Source organism: Pseudooceanicola nanhaiensis DSM 18065 (assembly GCF_000688295.1).
Taxonomy (GTDB): Bacteria; Pseudomonadota; Alphaproteobacteria; order Rhodobacterales; family Rhodobacteraceae; genus Pseudooceanicola; species Pseudooceanicola nanhaiensis.
Genome location: NZ_JHZF01000018.1, coordinates 88033 through 107175 on the forward strand (window position 1 = coordinate 88033; position 19143 = coordinate 107175).

Consider the following 19143-nt stretch of genomic DNA (forward strand, 5'->3'; position numbering starts at 1 on the left):
GGAACCGGACCGGTCAGGACTACTTCAGATTCCGAAAGCGCCAGATGCAAGCGCCTTGACGCGGAACGGCACCCCCCGACCCGGTGTGCCGTCCCTCAAGCCTTTACAGACGGAAGATCCCGTAGTGCGGATCGTCGATCGGTGCATTGAGCGAGGCAGAAATCGACATGCCAAGCGCGTTGCGTGTGTCCGCCGGGTCGAGGATGCCGTCGTCCCACAATTCCGAGGTCGAGGTATAAGCCTCGACATCGCGCTTGTATTTTTCCAGCACCGGTTCGCGGATCGCGGCGATTTCTTCTTCGGTCAGCTCTTTGCCTTCGCGCTCAAGCTGCCGAATCTTGACGTCCGCCATGGTATTTGCGGCCTGATCCGCCCCCATCACGCCGATCTCGGCCTGGGGCCACATGAACAGCGTGCGCGCGTCCCAGGCCCGTCCGCACATCCCGTAGTTGCCGGCCCCGTAAGACGCATTGGCGATCACTGTGAACTTCGGCACGACCGAGCCGCCCTGCGCCATCAGCATCTTGGCGCCATCCTTGGCGATGCCTCGTTCTTCGTATTCGCGGCCCACCATATAGCCGGTGATGTTCTGGAAAAAGACCAGAGGCGTGCGGTTCTGGTTGCACAACTGCATGAAATGCGCTGCCTTGAGCGAACTGTCGTTGAACAGCACCCCGTTGTTGGCAAGGATGCCGACCTTGTAACCCCAGATATGGGCAAAGCCGCACACCATCGTGGTGCCATAGTCCGGCTGGTATTCGTGAAAGCGTGAGCCGTCCACGATCCGGGCCAGAACCTCGCGCATGTCGAACTGGGTTTTCCGGTCTTTTGGAATGATCCCGTAGAGTTCTTTGGGGTCATAGTAAGGCTCTTCATAGGCCGCGGTTTCGATGATCGTTTTCGGCGTGCGCTTCCACTGGCCGACAATCTCGCGGGCCAGTGAAAAGGCGTGTTGTTCGGTCGCGGCGCGATAGTCGCCGGTGCCCGATACCGAGGTGTGCATGACCGCGCCGCCAAGCTCCTGAACACCGACCTCTTCGCCGGTAGCCGCCTTGACCAGCGGGGGACCGCCAAGGAAAATCGCCCCTGTGCCTTCGATGATGATGTTGTAGTCGCTCAGCGTCGGCACATAGGCGCCGCCAGCCGTGCAGTGACCGCCGACCACGGCAATCTGCGGGATATTGGCCTGGCTCAGCTTGACCTGGTTGCGGAACACCCGCCCGCCCAGATACCGGTCGGGAAACACCCCGTGCTGCAGCGGCAGGAAACCGCCCGCGCTGTCGCAGATATGGATGACCGGCAGACGGTTTTCCAGCGCGACATCCAGAAGACGCACGACCTTTTTGACCGTATGTGGATACCAAGCCCCGCCCTTGACGCTAGCGTCGTTGGCGTGGATGGCGACCTCGCGACCCTGCACAATACCGATGCCCGTCACCACAGCGGCGCCAGGCACGGTGCCATCGTATTCGCGACAGGCGGCAAGTGTGGAAAACTCCAAAAACGGAGTGCCGGGGTCCAGCAGCAGTTTCAACCGCTCGCGCACGCCCAGTTTGTTCTGGCGGGCAAGGCGGTCGATATCGCGTTGCGGGCGTTCGAAACGCGCCGCGTGCTGGCGGGCGTGGAATTCCTTCAGCCGTTCAGACATGGCGGCATAGTTTGCCTTGTAGTCGGCGGCATTGGTGTCGATCAGACTTTCAATCCTGCGCATTGTCACTCCTCCTCCGGGGCCAATTGGGCCAGGATGTCTTTCAGACCAAAACTGTCGCCTTCGGCGAATGGCATTTCGGCAACGACCCCGTCGCGCGGGGCCGTCAGTGTGGTTTCCAACTTCATGCTTTCGATCACCAGAAGCGGCTGGCCTTCTTCAACCGCATCGCCGGGTTTAACCGCAACCGACACCACGACACCCGGCATGGGCGCCACCAATCGGTCGTCGCTCGCGCCACCGTCGCTTCCGGCCAGGCGTTCGGCGGGATCAACCCGCCCGACTTCGTAGGTTCGCCCGTCCATGTGCACAAAAGTTGCTTCCGGCCCCACGGCCAGTCGCAATTCGCGCACAACACCCTTGGCCCTCAGCTTGTAACCGCCCGGCAGACCCGTCGGGTCCAATTGGCAGGCAACAGCGCCAGTGGGGGTATTGAGCACGAACCGGCTGCCATCATGACCCAGCCAGCAATCAGTCTCTTCTCCGTCCATCTGAAAAATCCGTTGCATCAGTTTCTCCACCCACCCATCTTGCGGTACATTTCCGGTATCTGCATTACGTCACTCACCAGGCGCTCGTCCGATAGGGCCGCCGCCGCCATCAGCAAGTCAGAGACATCTTCGCCCGGCGCGGTCAGCGTTTCGGATTTTTCAGCCAGGAAGCCAGTTGAAACGTCACCAGAGGCGAAATCCGGATGTGCAAGGATTGCATCCAGATAACCGGTGTTGGTCGTTACCCCGAGAATCACATAGCTTTGCACCGCGCTCCGGGCACGGGCGATGGCCTGCGCGCGATCCGGGCCATGCACGATCAGCTTGGACAACATCGGGTCGAAGTCGGTCGTTACCTTGCCGCCATCCAGAATGCCGCTGTCTACGCGGATCCCCTCGCCCTGGGGTTCGTCCAGCAGCAGGATATTGCCGATCGCGGGGCGAAAATCGGCGGTCGCATCCTCGGCACAGATGCGCAGTTCGATCGAGTGTCCGGTTTGGGGAATATCCGCCTGTACGGCGCTCAGCCCGTCGCCCGCCGCGACACGCAACTGCTCGGCAACCAGATCAAAGCCGGTTACCATCTCGGTCACCGGATGTTCGACCTGAAGGCGGGTGTTCATTTCCAGGAAATAAAAGGCCCCATCCTGTGCATAGATGAATTCGACAGTCCCTGCCCCGCGGTATTTGACGGCGCGGGCAATTCCGGCAGCGGTCTCGCAGATCTCATCCCGTTGCTCGGGGGTCAGCGCCGGTGACGGCGTTTCCTCGATAATCTTCTGGAACCGGCGCTGGATCGAACATTCACGTTCCCAGAAATGGACCACGTTGCCCTGTCCGTCGCCCATCACCTGCACCTCGATATGGCGCGGGCGTTCGATATAGCGTTCGACGAAAAGCCGCCCGTCGCCGAAATATCGTTCGCCTTCGCGGCGCGCGGTTTCGATTTCGGTCTCCAGCGTGCTGTCCTCGCGTACGACGCGCATGCCCTTGCCGCCACCGCCGGCCGAGGGCTTGATGAGCAGCGGATAGCCAACGGCGCGGGCGCGTTCGACAAAGCTCGCCGGATCATCATCCTCGATGGCCGAGGGGGCGACGGGAAACCCGCGTTCCTCGACGAAGGCGCGGGCGCGGACCTTGTCCCCCATCAGGTCGATGACCTCGGACGTCGGGCCGACAAAGGTCACTCCGGCTTTTTCCAGCGCCGCGACAAAACCGGCATTCTCTGACAGAAAGCCATAGCCGGGATGAACCGCGTCCGCGCCGATCCCTTTGGCGGCTTCGACGATCTGAGGAATATCGAGATAGGCGGCCACGGGCGTCGGGCCCTCGATCATCACGACCTCATCTGCGATCAGATGCGCTGGCCCCTCTTGCTCGGCGACATGACGCAACACGGCAGTCGCAAGCCCGCGGGCCTTAGCGGTGCGCAACACGCGCGCCGCGATCTCGCCCCGATTGGCGACCAGGAGTTTCGAAATGGTCATGGTGTCGTCCTCTTAGTTCCGGGCCGCGGCATTCAGTCCGTCACGTGCGGCCAGATCGGCTGGCACGGGAATTTCGATATCAAGCAGCATCTGCGCGAACCCTTTGCCCTGCGGGTCTATGCGGACCGAGGCGATGCCGCCACCGCCAAGCGATTCATGCAACAGGAAATTCAGCGAATGGCTTCCAGGCAAGTCGAACCGTTCTACCCTGCCGTCGCAGACATGGGAGAAATAGTCCTTCACCACCTCTTCACTGAGAGCCGAGCGGATATATGGTAGGTAGTCCGGTTTGCGCGCGAGGATGCCGATATTGGCGATGTCCCCCTTGTCGCCCGAGCGGCCCCAGACCAAATCGACGAGGCGGACCTCGACAACGTCCGGACCGGGCTCGCGGCTATCTGCGGGCGGTGCGGCAGGCGGATCAAGGTGGACTGGCGTAGTGGCCACGCTCACGGGCACATCCTTGCCGTCGACCTCGACCGCGACGGGGGTTTCGGCCTTGCTCTGAAGGAAGGAAAATAGACGGACCACCGGCTGCACCTTTGGCCGTCCGGCGAAGAACCCGGTCAGACCCTGCGCGGTCGAAATCGCCATCGGTGCGATTTCGCCGGCAAAGATGTTCAGCGCGGCGCGATCATCATGGACCGCGCCGATCTTGAGCACCACCTCGCGGGTCCGGGCGCGCGCATTTGCGCCATAGGCCGCCTCGGCCCCCAGCACCTCGACGCTGACCTGCCGGAAATCTCCCATGTTGCGGTCGCGGAAAATCCGGCGACAGCGGGTCAGGATCGCCTCGGCCACACGTTCGGCCTTGGCGGGTGCGTCAATCGCAGCCAGTGTCAGGGTAGAGACCGCGCGCCAGCCATCGGCATGGGTCGCCGACACCTTGTAGCTGTCGGTGCGCCCAAGCCCCCTGCCGCCCTTGACCAGCACCCGGTCGGGTCCGACCTGTTCCAGGGTGACCCCGGACCAGTCGCAGATCACGTCGGGCAACAGGTAGGCGCGCGGGTCCCCGATTTCATAGAGCATCTGCTCTCCGACTGACCCGGGCACGACCAGCCCGCCGGTGTCAGGCGTCTTGGTCATGATGAAACTGCCGTCTTCGGACACCTCGACGATGGGCATGCCCATATTGTCCCAACCCGGCACGTCCTGCCAGTCGGTGAAGTTGCCGCCGGTTCCCTGGGGGCCGCATTCGATCAGGTGGCCGGCCAGCGATCCCTGGCTGAGCTTGTCCCAGTCATCGTCGCCCCAGCCGTATTCATGCATCAGGGGACCAAGCGCGACCGCGCTGTCGGCGCAGCGTCCGGTGATCACGATGTCGGCCCCGGCATCCAGCGCGGCAGCGATGGGGCGGGCACCCAGATAGGCATTCATGCTCCAGATATCATCTGGAAATGCGACACCCGAGAACATTTCCGTCTGACCGTTTCTGCGAATTTCATCGGCCCTGGGCAACAGGTCATCGCCTAGCACGACTCCGATGGACAGATCGATCCCGGCCTGGGCGGCGGCTTTGGCAAGCGCATCGCTGCAGCCACGCGGGTTCACGCCCCCTGCATTGGCAACGACCTTGATCCCTTTTGCCTTGATATCCGGCAACCAGGGTGCCAGCGCCTTGACGAAGTCCGGCGCATAGCCCGACTCGGGCGCTTTTGCGCGGGCCCGCGCCATCAGCGACATTGTCACCTCTGCCAGATAGTCAAACACCAGATAGTCGATCTCGCCCTTTGAAACCAGTTGACCGATCGCTTCCGGCGTATCGCCCCAGAAGCCCGACGCGCATCCGATGCGCAGCTTTCGTTCCGACATATTCCTCTCCTCCTCGCTTGATCAGCGGCCCGTCCATTCAGGTTTGCGCTTCGCAATGAAGGCATCAAAGCCTTCGCGCGCGTCTTCGGTCTGCGCCACACGCGGTAAAAGTGTTTCTGCAAACCGCATTTGCTGCGGATAGGTCATATCCTCCATCGCGTGACAGGCGTATTTTCCCAGCCGGATCGCGCTCGGCGACTGCGCAGCAATCTGGGCAACCAGTTCTGCAACCTTGTCGTCCAACCCCGCGGCATCGGTCACATAGTTGACCAGATTGAACTGCAGGGCTTCCTCGGCCGTCAGAGGAACGCCGGTGATGAACATCTCCATCAGCCTCCGCCGGGGCAGCACGCGTATCATGGGTGGCACGATCGTCATGGGAAACAGACCCACCTTCACTTCCGGCGTTCCGATGCGGGCATGATCCGCCATCACAGCCAGATCGCAGGCACAGATGATGCCCGCTCCTGCCCCCATCGCGACGCCATTGATGCGCGCGATCGTTGGCTTTCGGCACGCCTGTATCGTCTCGAACAACCTTCCGGCAAAATGATCCGGGTCCGCCGGATCCTGAACAAACGGGCCGCCATCCGCCCCCGCCTTGATGTCGCCCCCGGCACAGAAGGCGCGCTCGCCCTCGCCGGTCAGAACGATCACGCGGCAGTCGCTGTCCCTCTCGGCAGCACATATGGCGGCCATGATCCCGTCTGCGACCTCACGGTTGAGGGCATTTCGATTGTCAGGACGTCGAATCGTGATACGCACTTCTTTGCCGAGTGCCTGCGATTGAACAACGCTCTCAGTCATTTCCGAAGCTCCCCCCTGCATTTAGGACACCGCGCTTTCTTACGTCAGGTCGTCAAAAGCTTGGCTTGATCTATTTTCTAACATGTGTTTGATTTTGGTCAACACGGCGGACGACATTTTTCGGGAGGATGATATGACCACTCAAAGTGAGGCCATCTCGGCTGATCTGGAAGCAATCAGGGCGAACTATTCTTTGACTGATGAGCAACGCCAGATCGTCGATCACGTGGATCGGGTGTCGCGCGACGTGCTACACCCGCTGCAAGCGCGTATGGATGACGAGGAATGGTGGCCCGATGATCTGTTCAAGCAGATGGGCGAGCTGGGCCTGCTGGGGATTACCGCACCCGAAGAGCTGGGCGGATCGGGACAGAACGAGTTCACCCAGGCGCTGGTGTCCGAGGTGATTTCGAAGTGGAATCCGGCTGTGGGCCTCTCACACGGGGCGCATGACAACCTGTGCCTGAATAACCTGCTGCGCAATGGATCCGAAGAGCATGTGAAGAAATACGTGCCGGGCCTTTGCTCGGGCGAGCTGGTTGGTGCTTTGGGCCTGACCGAACCGGGTGCGGGATCCGATGCGCTCGGATCCATGGCCACAACTGCCCGCCGCGACGGTGATGATTATGTCATCAACGGCTCGAAGATTTACATCACCAACGGCCCCATTGCCGATGTGATCCTGCTTTATGCCAAAACCGACAAGTCGAAGGGCGCCAAGGGCATTTCTGCTTTCATCATCGAGACGGACAATCCCGGTTTCAAGGTGGCGCAAAAGCTTGACAAGATGGGCTTTCGCGGCTCGCCAACCGGAGAACTGGTGTTTGAGGATTGCCGCGTACCCGCATCCGCCATGGTTGGACCGGAAAACACCGGCGTTTCGGTGGTAATGAGCGGGTTGGATCTGGAGCGTGCTATGGTTGCCTCAGTCTGCGTTGGCATGGCCGAACGCGCCCTGGAACTAGGGCTGGAATACGCCAAGATTCGCGAACAATTCGGCAAACCGATTTCAAGTTTCCAGATGATGCAGTCGAAACTGGCCGAGATCTACACCGAGGTCGAAACCGCGCGCGCATTCGGTTATCGGGCACTGGCCGCCTGTACGGGCCTACCAAAAGGGGCCGGGGGCCGTGGCGAAATCCACAAACTGACCGCGGCGGCCTGTCTTTACGCAGGCGAGGCATTCAACAAGGCGGTGACCGAAGCCTGCCATATTCATGGTGGCTCTGGCTACATGCAGGACACCGAGATCAACCGGCTGTTCCGCGCCAACAAATTGTTGGAGATCGGCGCGGGAACAAGCGAAGTCCGCAAGATCATCATTGCCGAAGAACTTTTGCGCGCCTGAGGGGGACGAGACCATGAACAAGCAACTGCGCAACGACACCGCTCTGCCAACACATTTCATGACGGACGAACAGCAGGCCCTGGCCGATCAGGCCGGCAAGTTCTTCATGTCCGAATTCCACCATCTGAATGCGGAAATGGACGATACAGATGACCTGCCGCCTTCGGTTTTCCCCAAGCTGGGCGAGATGGGATATCTCGGCCTGAACGTGCCGCCGGAATTTGGCGGCGCGGGGCTGGATTTTACTTCGGCCTGTATCATCACCGAGGAAATGTCGCGCGCCTCGGCGGCCATCGGACTGACCCATGTGGCCCATGACAATTTGTGCGTCAACAATATCTACCGCAACGCCAATGACGAATTGCGCCGCAAATACCTGCCGGGGCTTTGCAACGGCACGCTGATCGGCGCCCTGGGTCTGACCGAACCTGGCGCGGGATCCGATGCGCTTGGCTCGATGCGGACCACGGCCAAAAAGGATGGCGACGACTACATCCTGAACGGCGCCAAGATCTATATCACCAATGGGCCGATTGCCGATCTGGTGCTGGTCTATGCCAAAACATCGCCCGAAAAAGGGGCCAAGGGCATTTCCGCCTTTATCGTGGAAACCGACACGCCCGGTTTCAAGGTGGCGCAGAAGCTCAACAAGATGGGTTTCCGTGGCTCGCCCACCGGCGAACTGGTGTTCGAGGACTGCCGGGTGCCCGCAAAAAACATGGTCGGCAAACTTGATGGCGGCGTTGCCGTGACGATGTCCGGGCTTGATCTGGAACGGGCCATCGTCTGTTTCAACGCCTTGGGTATTGCTCAGCGGGCATTGGATATTTCCATCGACTACGCCAAGACACGCCAGCAATTCGGCAAACCGATCGCCAGTTTTCAGATGGTTCAGGCGATGCTGGCCGACATGTATACGCAGATCGAGGCCGCGCGCAGCCTGTCCTTGCGCACCGCAGCCATGTGTGAGGGCCTCGAAGAGGGCGCAGGCGGGCGCGGCGAAATCCACAAGCTCACCGCTGCGGCGATCTACAAGGCCGCTGAGGCGACATCCTTCGTGCTGGACAAAGCTGTCCAGATTCACGGCGGCTCAGGCTACATGCGTGATACCGAAGTGAACCGGCTGTACCGAACCGGTCGCGTGCTTGAGGTCGGCGCGGGCACCCAGGAGGTTCGCAAACTCATCATCTCCGGCGAATTGCTGAAGAACTAAGGGGGCGGAACATGAGCGAAGCGAAATCAAGGCGTTACGCGTCGGATCTCATGGCGGGCCAGGTTGCCCTGGTCACGGGGTCTGGATCTGGAATGGGCCGGGCGACGGCGATCGAAATGGCCTCTTGCGGGGCCAGGCTTGCGCTGTTCGCGCGCCGGGAAGAGCCGCTGGAGGAGACCGCCGAGATGATCCGGTCGGCGGGGGGCGAGGCCTTTGTCGTGCCCGGAGATACCCGCGACGAGGACAGTATCGAAACCGCGATGGGACGCATCAAGGACCACTACGGGCAGTTGGATGTCTTGGTGAACAATGCCGGCGGCCAGTATATCGCGGCCGCCCGCGATATCACCAACAAGGGCTTCGAAGCCGTGATCCGCAACAACCTGATAGGGTCTTGGCAAATGACACGCGCCGCTGCCGATCACTTCATGTACGACAATGGGGGATCGGTTGTGTTTGTCACCGCCATCTCGGCGCGCACCGCGCTTACCGGCTTTACACACACCGTCGCCGCCCGCGCCGGTGTGACGGGCATGATGAAAACGCTGGCCGCCGAATGGGGCGAATACGGCATCCGCCTGAACTGTGTCGCGCCCGGCACGATCAAGACCGATGCGCTTGGCCGCTATCCGATTCCGCCGGAACAGTGGAAAAAGCTGAACCGCTCAGTGCTAAACCGGATGGGGGCGGCCGAGGACATCGCTGGCACGATCATTTTCCTCGCTTCGAAACTTGGCGGTTTCATTACCGGCGAGGACATCTATGTAGACGGCGGTGAGACCTTGCATATGGGTCATGACGCGCGGGACATGATCAACCCCGCGATGTTCGAGAAACGCGAACGCGGAGATGGCAAGAATGAATAAACAGCCCGTCCTTCTGGAGATTTCCGACAGGATCGCCACGGTAACGCTGAACGACCCCGAGCGTCGCAATCCGGTTACCGGGAACGACATGATCGCTGCCCTTCTGGAGACCTTCGCCAAGGTGCAGGCCGATCCGCAGGTCAGCGTGATGATTCTGACCGGGGCCGACCCCGCCTTTTGTGCCGGCGGGGACATCAAGGAGATGAACGATCCCGACAGTGTGTTCCGCAAGGAGCCGCTGGCGGCGGCCCAGAGCTATGTTGATGGGGTGCAGCGGCTGCCGCTTGCGCTCTACAACATGGATATTCCGACCATCGCCGCAGTCAACGGCCCGGCGGTGGGCGCGGGGTGCGACCTGACCATGATGTGCGACATGCGCATCGCGTCGGAAAAAGCAAGGTTCGGCGAGGTGTTTCTGAATCTCGGAATCATTCCGGGCGATGCGGGCAGCTGGTTCCTGTTGCGTCGTCTGGGCCACCAGAAGGCCGCCGATCTGACCTTCTCAGGGCGCATGGTCGAGGCCAAGGAAGCGCTGGAGCTTGGTATGGTGCTTGAACTTGTGCCTCATGAAAAATTGATGGAACGGGCCCGCGAACGGGCCGCTGGCATCGCCGCGAAACCGCCGCGCGCGGTGCGGGTCGCCAAGCGTCTGATGCGCAATGCCGAACGGATGGACCTGCCGGATTTCCTGAATTCCGCGGCGGCCTATCAGGCGCTCATGCATCAGACCGAAGACCACCACGAGGCGGTTGCTGCGTTCGTCGAAAAACGAAAACCCAATTTCACGGGGCGTTAAAGGAAAGATCGCATGTCAGACATCACCCAAAAGAAGATGGAGCAAATCGCGCAGATGTGGAATGCGCGCGGCAAGGGTCTGATAACGCATATGGCGCTTGAGATCGAAGAGGTCTCGACCGAAGGTGTTCGGGTTCGGATGCCGTTCAATCCGGACTTTTGCGTCGATGCGGAACAATCGCTGCTCCACGGTGGTATCCTGACGGCACTTCTGGACAGTGTCTTTGGACTGGCGAACTTTGTTGCCATCGAAGGCGTCAGTACCATGGCCACTCTTGACCTCAGAGTTGATTACCTGCGCCCGGCCCGTTCGCGCGCGGATGTCATCGTTCAAGCGCATTGTTTTCGCAAGACCCGTCACATCGCCTTCAATTCCGGCAGCGTCTGGTTCGCGGGCCATGAGGATGCTGAAATAGCCAGGGGAACCGCCTCGTTTGCATTGACGCGCGGCGAAACCAGCCTGTTTGACGCAATGACAAAAGGAAAAACCTCGTGATGGACGTGCAAACTGTCAATGCCAATGTATCCCGGGTGCCGTTCTTCCGATTTCTCAACTTTGAGGTCAGAAGTCTAGACAGTCTCCATGCTGAGGCGGAAATGACCTTTGATGACCGCCATATCGGTAACCCGATCATGGAGTACTACCATGGCGGCATAATCGCGAGTTTTATGGAGGCCACTGCCGCCATCGCGGTACAGCCCGATTTCGCCGACGTTCCGGCCAAGCCGATCAACTTGACCGTCGATTACCTCAGACCCGGTGTGAAGGGACCGCTTTTTGCGCGCGCTAACGTCACGCGCAAAGGCAAGCGGATGGCAAGCGTCAGCGTGCTCAGCTGGCAGACGGATCGGGAAAAGGCGGTTGCCGAAGGGCTGTATCACTTCCTTCTGGTCTGACCGGGGCAACCGCTTTCAGGGTTACCTTGTCCTGTGGACGGGGCCGCTTCCCGGTTACAAATGCCTTCCAGTAACAGATTGATGAGCATGCTGGAGAATTCAGGCAGTGATAGATATCCTTCCACTCCTGCCTTGTTCGGGTCGAACCATTCCACCGTCCAGTTTAAGGCACCCAACATCACCTGGCGCAAGGGTACGATCTTGATATCCGACCGTATGGCACCGTCGTCCTGAGCTTCACGGAGTATCCAATCCCAGAGTTTTCCATACTCATGGCGAATACCCCTGTGCCTCTCCCTGAAATGATTGGGGAGCATTCCATAGCTTCTGATATTCGCCGAGGTGAATTCGCTTGCCTTGAAGAGGAAATCCAGGTGCGCCCAGATTGCAGTCGCTATCCTGGCGTGATGATCGTACGGGGCATCGAATTTCCGAACGGCGGCTTCGACACCTGCTAGCAAGTCCCTCAGTCCGGCGTTTAGAACTTCGTCAACGATCGCTTCCTTGGAGTTGAAATGGTAATAGACGCTTCCCGCTTTCATGTCCGCTTCTTCCGCGATCTTTCTCAGCGTGGTCGCCTTGTAGCCATTGTCCCTCAGAACGCGCGCTGCGGCCTTTAGAATTTCTGCACGGGTCTTAGCCGCCTTGCCGTCGGGATCCGGGGTTTTGGCGGGAGTGGCGGGGCACAGCTTCAAGCCTCCGGTACCCGCCTTGCGATGTGGACACATTCCGTCAAGTATCAGCTTACTCATTCGTTCCGCGAGGATGCGCACCGGATACTTGTCGACATCGTACCATTCTACGGTCCAGTTCATGGCACTTAGGATGAACTGGCGGATCACAGCAGTGGATATGTCGCTTCGAAGGTGGCCGGCGCGTTTGGCGTCATTCAGGAATTTGCCCCAGGCCCCTGCATATGATGCACGCAATTCGCGATGCGGGGCGCGTGTTTCGTCCGACAACATCGGATAGTTCCGAATATTGGCTGACGTGAAGTCGCTGTCGGTCAATAGGTAGGTAAGGTGTGTTTCAATCAGCAGTCTGAAAGTCTTGCGAAAATCCTCCGAACTTGTCGGTGCCGACCGAACGATTTCACTGACCGCCTGATATAGTTGACGGACGCCAAGATCGAGAACATCGCTCAGAATCTGGTCCTTGGATTGAAAATGATAATAAATGCTGCCGGCCTCAATGCCAGCTTCCTGCGCGATGTCGCGCATAGTCGTTGCGTGATAGCCTTCATACCGAAAAAGTCGCGCAGCCGCCGAAAGGATACCCTCACGTGTCCTCTCAGACTTGCTCAAGTCTTCGCTCAGTGTCCTGGGTGGGTCAGTCTTGTGTACCATTCCATTTCGATACTTGCGGGACACGAGACTGTCCATTGCATTAAATCTAACAAATGTTAGAATAACGCAAGGAACGTTCCGAATCAAGTTCTTTGCCAAGATGATAGCGGAAGAGGAGGACCTCCATATGCGAGGGTTGAGTGGAAAACGCGTGATCGTGACCGGCGGCGGCAGCGGCATCGGGCGCGCGGTGTGCGAACGGTTCGGCGAAGAAGGTGCCGAGATTGCGATCTTTGACATGAGCGAAGACGGGGCGAAGGAAACGGTTCGCCTGATCACCGAGGCCGGCGGCAAGGCGCAGGCCTTCAAGGTGGACATCACCGACCGTGCCCAGGTCGACAAGGCTGTAGCCGAGTTCGAGGCCGGGGGTCCGGTCGATGTGCTGGTGAACAATGCCGGCTGGGACGTGATCAAACCGTTCCTCGACACCGATCCCGACCTTTGGAAAAAGGTCATCGACATAAATCTTTACGGTCCGCTGAATATGCATCACGCGGTGCTTCCGGGCATGGTCAAGAACGGCGGCGGCCGTGTGGTCAACATCGCGTCCGACGCCGGACGCGTCGGATCATCCGGCGAAGCCGTGTATTCGGCCTGCAAGGGTGGCATCATCTCGTTCACCAAAACCGTAGCGCGCGAACTGGCGCGTAAAGGTATTCAATTGAATGCGGTCGCCCCCGGCCCGACCGATACGCCGCTGTTCGCTCAGGTTGCCGAGGGCGAGGCCGGTCAAAAGATCGCCGAAGGTCTCAAGCGGGCGATTCCGATGAAGCGTCTTGCGCAGCCGACGGATTACCCTGGCATCATCTGCTTCCTGTCGTCGGACGACGCAGGGTTCATTACCGGCCAGGTGATTTCGGTTTCGGGCGGCCTGTCCATGCACGGTTAAAACGCTGGCAGCAGCGCCGGACTCAAGGCGCTGCTGCCATACCGTGCCAAGAGTTACCTCCCCGACTGGCCGCGCCTTATGTGCGGCCCTTTTTCATTCTAGAAAGGTTGCGAATGTTTCAGCCAGGCTCTGACATCCAGCGGACAAGCACGCTGACCTCATTTCTGAAGGGCCGCGGCATTGACAGTTACGAGGAACTCGTCCGCCGTTCGAATGAAGACCCAGACTGGTTCTGGGGCCAGATCATTGACCATGCCGGGATACGGTTCGCGCGGCCCTACAGCCGGTTGCGAGATATCTCCGAAGGGCCCGAATCGATCCGGTGGGCCGTCGGGAGTACTTTGAATCTGACGGAAACCTGTCTTGACGCCCGAATTGCCGATGGCTTGGGCGACAAGGTCGCAATCGACTGGGTCGGCGAAGACGGAAGCCGCCGCCGCTGGACCTATTCCGACCTTACCGCCGAAGCCTCCCGCGTCGCCTCGGCCCTTGCCACGCGCGGTGTAAGGCCCGGTCAGGCGGTGGGCATCTATATGCCGATGATCCCCGAAATCGAGGCCGCGCTTCTGGGTATTGCCCGGCTGGGCGCGGTTGCGGTGCCGCTGTTTTCCGGTTTTGCGCCCCATGCCATCGTATCGCGCCTGAACGACGCGGATGCCGTGGCGGTGTTGACGGCGGATGCCACACCCCGGCGAGGCAAGCCGGTCTGGATGGAAGCGACCCTTGCCCAGGCTTTGACCGACGTACCATCGGTTCATACCGTGATCAGCCTGCGACGGTTCGGCGATGCGGTGGCCGATCCGGCCCGCGATCTGGACTGGACCGAAACAGTGGGCCGCGCCAGTCCGGAGTTTGCCGCCGTTCCCGTCAGTGCCGATGACACCTTTCTCATCGCCTACACATCGGGCACCACCGGGCGGCCCAAGGGTGTCGTGCATACCCATTTGGGCGTGCAGGCCAAGGCCACGGCCGATTTCCTGCTTTGCCTCGACATGAAACGGGATGACCGGCACCTCTGGATGACCGACATGGGGTGGGTCATGGGACCGCTCACCCTTTTATCGGTGCTCTTGTCCGGTTCGACTCTGGTGCTGGCCGAGGGCGCACCATCAATGCCCGGCGATCCCTTCAGGCTGCTGCGTCTTGCGTCCGAGATGGAGGTCACGCATCTCGGCGTGGCCCCGACCCTGGTACGGCAGTTCATGACGCAGGATACTGAATCTTTGTCGGGCTACGACTTGTCGTCCCTGCGCATCCTCGCCTCGACCGGCGAGCCCTGGACCGAGGATGCCTGGCTCTGGCAGCTCGATCATATCTGTCGCCGCCGCGCCGTGCCGCTGAACATCTCGGGCGGGACCGAGCTTTTTGGCGCGATCCTGACCTCGACCGTGCTGCACGAGCTCAAGCCCGGCGGATTTTCGGCCCAGGCCCTGGGTGTCGGGGCCAAGGTTCTGCGCCAGGACGGCAGCGAAGCCGCACCGGGCGAGGTCGGCGAACTGGTCGTGACCCAGCCGCCTCTGGGTCTGACCCCGGCCATCAGGGGGGACCGCGATCGCTACCTTGACACCTACTGGTCCACCTTCCCCGGCCTCTGGCGGCACGGCGACTGGGTGCGCTGCGATCCGGACGGGACATGGTATATCCTGGGCCGGTCGGACGACACGCTGAACATCGCCGGCAAACGCATCGGCCCGCCCGAGATCGAGGCGGCCCTGACCGAAACCGGAGAGGTGGTGGACACCGCGGCCATCGCGGCACCTGATGACATCAAGGGCGTGGCTGTCGTCTGCGTCTGCGTGGCGGCACCAAATGTGTCGCCGGACGCGGAGCTCGTGAACCGGCTCAAGGATCGTGTCGGGGAAATCGTCTCGAAACCCTTCCGCCCGCGCGAGATCCACTTTGTCGAAGCGCTGCCCAAGACCCGCAGCATGAAAACCATGCGCCGTGTCGTGCGCGCCGCCTTTCTCGGTGAAGATCCAGGCGATCTGTCGTCGATCAGCAACCCGGAAACCATTCAGCCCATCGCAGACCTGCAAAAGGAAAAGTCATGATCACTGTTTTCGGAGCCACGGGCACGACTGGTGCGCCCCTCGTCGACACGCTTCTGGCAAAAGGCGCGACCGTGCGCGCTGTCACCAGCGACCTCTCAAAGTTAGACGCGCTAAAGGCCAAAGGATGCGAGGCGGTCGTCGCGGATTTCACGGACCCTGCCGCGCTGGCGCGGGCCTGTGACGGGGCAGAAAAGATATACCTGGTCACGCCTGCCCATCTGAACATGCGCCAGTGGAAGGCGAACGTGATCGAGGCGGCCAAGGCCGCGGGCGTGCGCCATATCGTTGTGGCCACGGGGCTTGGCGCGTCGCCCAAGGCGGGGCTGACCTTTGGAAAGTGGCATTCCGAAACCCAGGAGCTGCTGAAGCAAAGCGGCCTTGACTGGACCTTTGTCCAGCCGACCTATTTCATGCAGAACCTGCTGTGGCAGGCCGGTAACATTGCAAAGGACGCCGTGTACTATGACGATCTGGGCGGCCCCGTGGCCTGGATCGACGCCCGCGACATCGCGGATGTCGCCGCCGAGGCGCTGACCGCTCCGGGTTACGAAGGCAAGGCTCTTGGTCTGACCGGGCCCGAAGCTCTTACCGGAGAAGATATCGCCGCCCTCCTGTCCAGGGTGACCGGGCGCACTGTCACCTGCGCACCCCTGTCGGCCGAAAATGCCAAGGCGGGCATGGTGGCTGGCGGAATGCAGGACGAGGTCGCCAGAGCCATGGTCGAATTGGCTTCCATCGCGCCCAAGGGCTACCTTGCCGGCATCGAGACCACGGTCAGCGATGTGATGGGACGCCCGGCGCGCCGATTTGCCGATTTCGTCCCCGAGAACCGGGATGCTTTCGTCAAGTAACCTGATGGCGGCGCCGCTTTATCTCGAACTGGCGCCGCCTGAGGAAGCGGCCAAACAGATCGACCATTTGTTCGTGTTCCGCGATACCGGTGTGCTGAGCGGTGGTGGACGCGGGCGGTTCGCAACCGACCTCTTTACCCTTTCGGTAACGCGCGACGACAGCGGCGGCGGGCGCGTATCGCTGGCAGAACCGCGCCCCTATTTTTCGCCCCGCCCAAGGCCATTCCAGGGTGTCGTGGCCGGGCTGCGACTGTCGTCACGACCGCAGCGATTTCCCGACTCCAAAGGGCTGGACATGCTGGCCTCAGAACTGGCCCGGGTTCAGACCGGGGACGATGACCTGCCTGCGCTCATCGCGGTGCTTGACGGCCTTGCGAGAGACCTGCGCTTTGCCGCACCACCCGGAGCTTACAGCGACCGGACCAAACGTCGAAAGGTGCGGGCGGAAACCGGCGTGTCGCGGCGGCGGCTTGCGACCTTGCGACGCTTTCGCCGGGCTCTCGGGCAGCTTGCGTCAAAGACCCTGCCGCTGAGCGATCTGGCGCTGGACGCCGGATATTACGATCAATCTCACTTGTCCGCCGCTTGCCGGATCTTCGCCGGCAAACCGCCCGGCGCGTTGCGCGCTCTGTCTATTCCGCGTCGTTTTGACCTTTCGCTACAAGATACGCGCCTCAAAGACCGCCTAAGATTGGTCATTGACGAATGAAATCGAAGAGGAAGACCCGCCATGACACAATTCAAACCGAAAAACCCCGACTATGACGCACGCGTGCGCAACAGTTTCGATCGCCAGAAGGTGATGAACACGTTGGGGATCAGCATTGCCGAGTTGTTACCCGGCCGCATCGTTCTGGAAATGGCACATCAGGTTGCACTGACCCAGCAGCATGGGTTTTTGCATGCCGGAATCGTGTCGACAGCGCTGGACAGCGCCTGCGGATACGCGGCCTTTTCGCTGATGCCAGCGGACGCGGCAGTGTTGACGGCCGAATTCAAGATCAACCTACTCAACCCGGCGGACGGCGAACGGTTTCGCTTCGTCGCTGACGTGGTGAAACCAGGCAGGACGCTGACCATATGCGAGGCGCGTGCCTATGCCGTGAAGGGCCAGGATGAAAAGCTCGTCGCAACGATGACCGGAACGCTCATGGCGCTGATCGGGCGGGCGGGGGTCGCGGACTGAGCGCAACCCGGCCGCAGCACATCCGATCCGGGCGGCCGGGCCGATTATTCAGACAGCTGGATCAGCTGTTCCAGCGGCTCGCGACCTCGGCCAACCGTTTCCCGTAGGCGCGCGCGGTATCCAGGTCGCCGCCAGCAGGCTCAGACCTGTCAAGCGGGAATGTTAGCTTTTAGCAGTGCGGTCGCCGATTGTCCGTCGTCAGGGTTTTTCGGAGAGCTGAGACTGTATCGTAACGGAGGATCTGGTTCGGTTTCTGTTCAAGTTTATGCGGCAGCGGCCTGATGCTGCAACCGTAATTGGAACGGATGGACGCCCACGGTGCCGATGGGCTGCCGTCACGCCGGAGTTTCCAGTCAGGGCTGAGCTGGCGCACCATTCTGGCCAAGCGCGAGAACTTTCGTGCTGCCTTCGCCGGGTTCGACTTTCGGGGAGTTGCGAACTTTGACGACAACGACATTGAGCGCCTACTTGCCGATGAAGGAATTGTTCGCTATCGAGGCAAGATCGAAGCCGTGATCAACAACGCTCGCCGTACTTTCGAGGTCGTCCAAGAGGAAGGCTCCTTCGCCGCATTCATCTGGCTATATGAACCCTGCCAAGGACGACGCACTGCCACAAATGCGGTCCAAATCAACAGCGTCCGAGACCCTTTCCAAAGACCTACGAAAGCTTGGCTTCAAATTCGTGGGACCGACCACCGTATATGCATTCATGCCGGCCATGGGATGTATCAACGATCACGCAGAAGTCTGTTGGATGCGAAAGGACGTCGAAACAGCCCGAAATACCCTTCGCACACCGACATAGGCAACTGTCGGCCAATTAACGTGAAAAAATTCAAGGCCACTTAGCGTGGAAAGTCACAGACAGGTTTCGCGTCAGTCGACCGAGACTTCAGAGCCTTGAGAGTAGCGTGGCCAATTGAGCGGCGTCTTTGGGTTTCAGCTTTGCGCCGATCCTTTCCGACAGAACCCGTTCATAGATCGGCCACATCGCCCTCCTGACAGATTTACCCTTTTCAGAGATAGAAATGTTTTGACCTCGCCCATCTTCCGAGCAGTCCCGTCGGTCCACCAGCCCTGCTTTCACCATGCGGTCCAGCAACCGCGACGTACCGTATTGGGGTAACAATATCCGGTCTTTGAGTTCGAATGGACGGAGTCCGTCCGGGCCTGCCTTCTCGAGTTCGAGAAGCGCGTCATACCATGCAAGTGGCGGGTATCCTGCCGATTTCAGAGACGATTCGACAGCCTCAAGCAAAACGCGGCTTTTAGTCATGAGGGCTGTCCAGGCGGCCTCAGTAGCATGGTCAATCTCGTTCATATCCAGCACCTATCATGTGCATGCAAGTGCATCAACCTTGACGTCGCATGTAACGCGCTATATATAGATGCAA

19 protein-coding genes are annotated in these 19143 nt (G+C 60.3%); 12 read left to right on the forward strand and 7 right to left on the reverse strand.

Annotated features, from left to right (window positions below; translation table 11 throughout):
• Positions 1-103: 103 nt before the first annotated feature.
• Genes Q344_RS0121255 through Q344_RS0121275 form a run of 5 tightly spaced genes read right to left on the reverse strand, consistent with a single transcriptional unit; the run spans position 104 to position 6305 of the window.
• Positions 104-1711 (reverse strand): acyl-CoA carboxylase subunit beta, encoded by a 1608-nt coding sequence (locus tag Q344_RS0121255; RefSeq protein ID WP_028288557.1) that lies wholly within the window; start codon positions 1709-1711, stop codon positions 104-106.
• Between the two features lie 2 nt (positions 1712-1713).
• Positions 1714-2229 carry an acyl-CoA carboxylase biotin carboxyl carrier protein subunit gene (locus tag Q344_RS0121260; RefSeq protein ID WP_028288558.1) on the reverse strand — a complete coding sequence of 172 codons (516 nt, stop codon included), beginning with the start codon at positions 2227-2229 and terminating at the stop codon, positions 1714-1716.
• Positions 2217-3686 carry an acetyl-CoA carboxylase biotin carboxylase subunit gene (locus Q344_RS0121265; RefSeq protein WP_028288559.1) on the reverse strand — a complete coding sequence of 490 codons (1470 nt, stop codon included), beginning with the start codon at positions 3684-3686 and terminating at the stop codon, positions 2217-2219. Before Q344_RS0121265 ends, Q344_RS0121260 begins: the two co-directional genes overlap by 13 nt.
• 12 nt (positions 3687-3698) lie before the next feature.
• Positions 3699-5498, reverse strand: coding sequence for an acyclic terpene utilization AtuA family protein (locus Q344_RS0121270; RefSeq protein ID WP_028288560.1), 1800 nt, complete (start codon positions 5496-5498; stop codon positions 3699-3701).
• A 21-nt stretch (positions 5499-5519) separates the two neighbouring features.
• Positions 5520-6305: an enoyl-CoA hydratase-related protein gene (locus tag Q344_RS0121275; RefSeq protein WP_028288561.1), complete on the reverse strand. Its 786-nt coding sequence runs from the start codon at positions 6303-6305 to the stop codon at positions 5520-5522.
• Between the two features lie 133 nt (positions 6306-6438).
• On the opposite strand from Q344_RS0121275, the gene Q344_RS0121280 reads away from it, so the two are divergent.
• From Q344_RS0121280 to Q344_RS0121305, 6 genes are read left to right on the forward strand one after another with little or no spacing between them, the layout of a single operon-like run.
• Positions 6439-7653 (forward strand): acyl-CoA dehydrogenase family protein, encoded by a 1215-nt coding sequence (locus Q344_RS0121280; RefSeq protein WP_051630981.1) that lies wholly within the window; start codon positions 6439-6441, stop codon positions 7651-7653.
• A 13-nt stretch (positions 7654-7666) separates the two neighbouring features.
• Positions 7667-8866 carry an acyl-CoA dehydrogenase family protein gene (locus tag Q344_RS0121285; protein WP_028288563.1) on the forward strand — a complete coding sequence of 400 codons (1200 nt, stop codon included), beginning with the start codon at positions 7667-7669 and terminating at the stop codon, positions 8864-8866.
• 11 nt (positions 8867-8877) lie between these two features.
• Positions 8878-9732, forward strand: a complete 855-nt coding sequence (locus Q344_RS0121290; protein WP_028288564.1) for an SDR family NAD(P)-dependent oxidoreductase — start codon at positions 8878-8880, stop codon at positions 9730-9732.
• The gene (locus tag Q344_RS0121295) at positions 9725-10528 is read left to right on the forward strand and encodes an enoyl-CoA hydratase-related protein (protein WP_028288565.1); all 804 of its coding nucleotides are present in this window, start codon (positions 9725-9727) and stop codon (positions 10526-10528) included. The genes Q344_RS0121290 and Q344_RS0121295 overlap by 8 nt, the downstream gene beginning before the upstream one ends.
• Positions 10529-10540: 12 nt before the next feature.
• On the forward strand, positions 10541-11023 hold the full coding sequence (locus Q344_RS0121300; protein WP_027264417.1) for a PaaI family thioesterase: 483 nt from the start codon (positions 10541-10543) through the stop codon (positions 11021-11023).
• Positions 11023-11424, forward strand: coding sequence for a PaaI family thioesterase (locus Q344_RS0121305; protein WP_028093915.1), 402 nt, complete (start codon positions 11023-11025; stop codon positions 11422-11424). The genes Q344_RS0121300 and Q344_RS0121305 overlap by 1 nt, the downstream gene beginning before the upstream one ends.
• On the opposite strand, the gene Q344_RS25765 is transcribed toward Q344_RS0121305, so the two are convergent.
• A complete protein-coding gene (locus Q344_RS25765; protein WP_244881797.1) occupies positions 11406-12728 on the reverse strand; it encodes a TetR/AcrR family transcriptional regulator in 1323 nt (440 codons plus the stop codon). The genes Q344_RS0121305 and Q344_RS25765 overlap by 19 nt on opposite strands.
• A gap of 169 nt (positions 12729-12897) precedes the next feature.
• Between Q344_RS25765 and Q344_RS0121310 the strand changes: the two genes are divergently transcribed.
• From Q344_RS0121310 to Q344_RS25770, 6 genes are all read left to right on the forward strand, one after another.
• Positions 12898-13659, forward strand: coding sequence for a glucose 1-dehydrogenase (locus tag Q344_RS0121310; protein ID WP_027264415.1), 762 nt, complete (start codon positions 12898-12900; stop codon positions 13657-13659).
• A 113-nt stretch (positions 13660-13772) separates the two neighbouring features.
• A complete protein-coding gene (locus tag Q344_RS0121315; protein ID WP_028288566.1) occupies positions 13773-15710 on the forward strand; it encodes an AMP-binding protein in 1938 nt (645 codons plus the stop codon).
• Positions 15707-16561 carry an SDR family oxidoreductase gene (locus Q344_RS0121320; RefSeq protein WP_028288567.1) on the forward strand — a complete coding sequence of 285 codons (855 nt, stop codon included), beginning with the start codon at positions 15707-15709 and terminating at the stop codon, positions 16559-16561. The genes Q344_RS0121315 and Q344_RS0121320 overlap by 4 nt, the downstream gene beginning before the upstream one ends.
• 4 nt (positions 16562-16565) lie before the next feature.
• The gene (locus tag Q344_RS0121325) at positions 16566-17270 is read left to right on the forward strand and encodes an AraC family transcriptional regulator (RefSeq protein ID WP_229669253.1); all 705 of its coding nucleotides are present in this window, start codon (positions 16566-16568) and stop codon (positions 17268-17270) included.
• Between the two features lie 21 nt (positions 17271-17291).
• Positions 17292-17747, forward strand: coding sequence for a PaaI family thioesterase (locus tag Q344_RS0121330; RefSeq protein WP_027264411.1), 456 nt, complete (start codon positions 17292-17294; stop codon positions 17745-17747).
• Between the two features lie 305 nt (positions 17748-18052).
• The gene (locus Q344_RS25770; protein WP_425311632.1) at positions 18053-18598 is read left to right on the forward strand and encodes a DNA-3-methyladenine glycosylase I; all 546 of its coding nucleotides are present in this window, start codon (positions 18053-18055) and stop codon (positions 18596-18598) included.
• A gap of 43 nt (positions 18599-18641) precedes the next feature.
• On the opposite strand, the gene Q344_RS25775 is transcribed toward Q344_RS25770, so the two are convergent.
• Positions 18642-19070, reverse strand: coding sequence for a MarR family winged helix-turn-helix transcriptional regulator (locus Q344_RS25775; protein ID WP_043753647.1), 429 nt, complete (start codon positions 19068-19070; stop codon positions 18642-18644).
• Between the last annotated feature and the right edge of the window lie 73 nt (positions 19071-19143).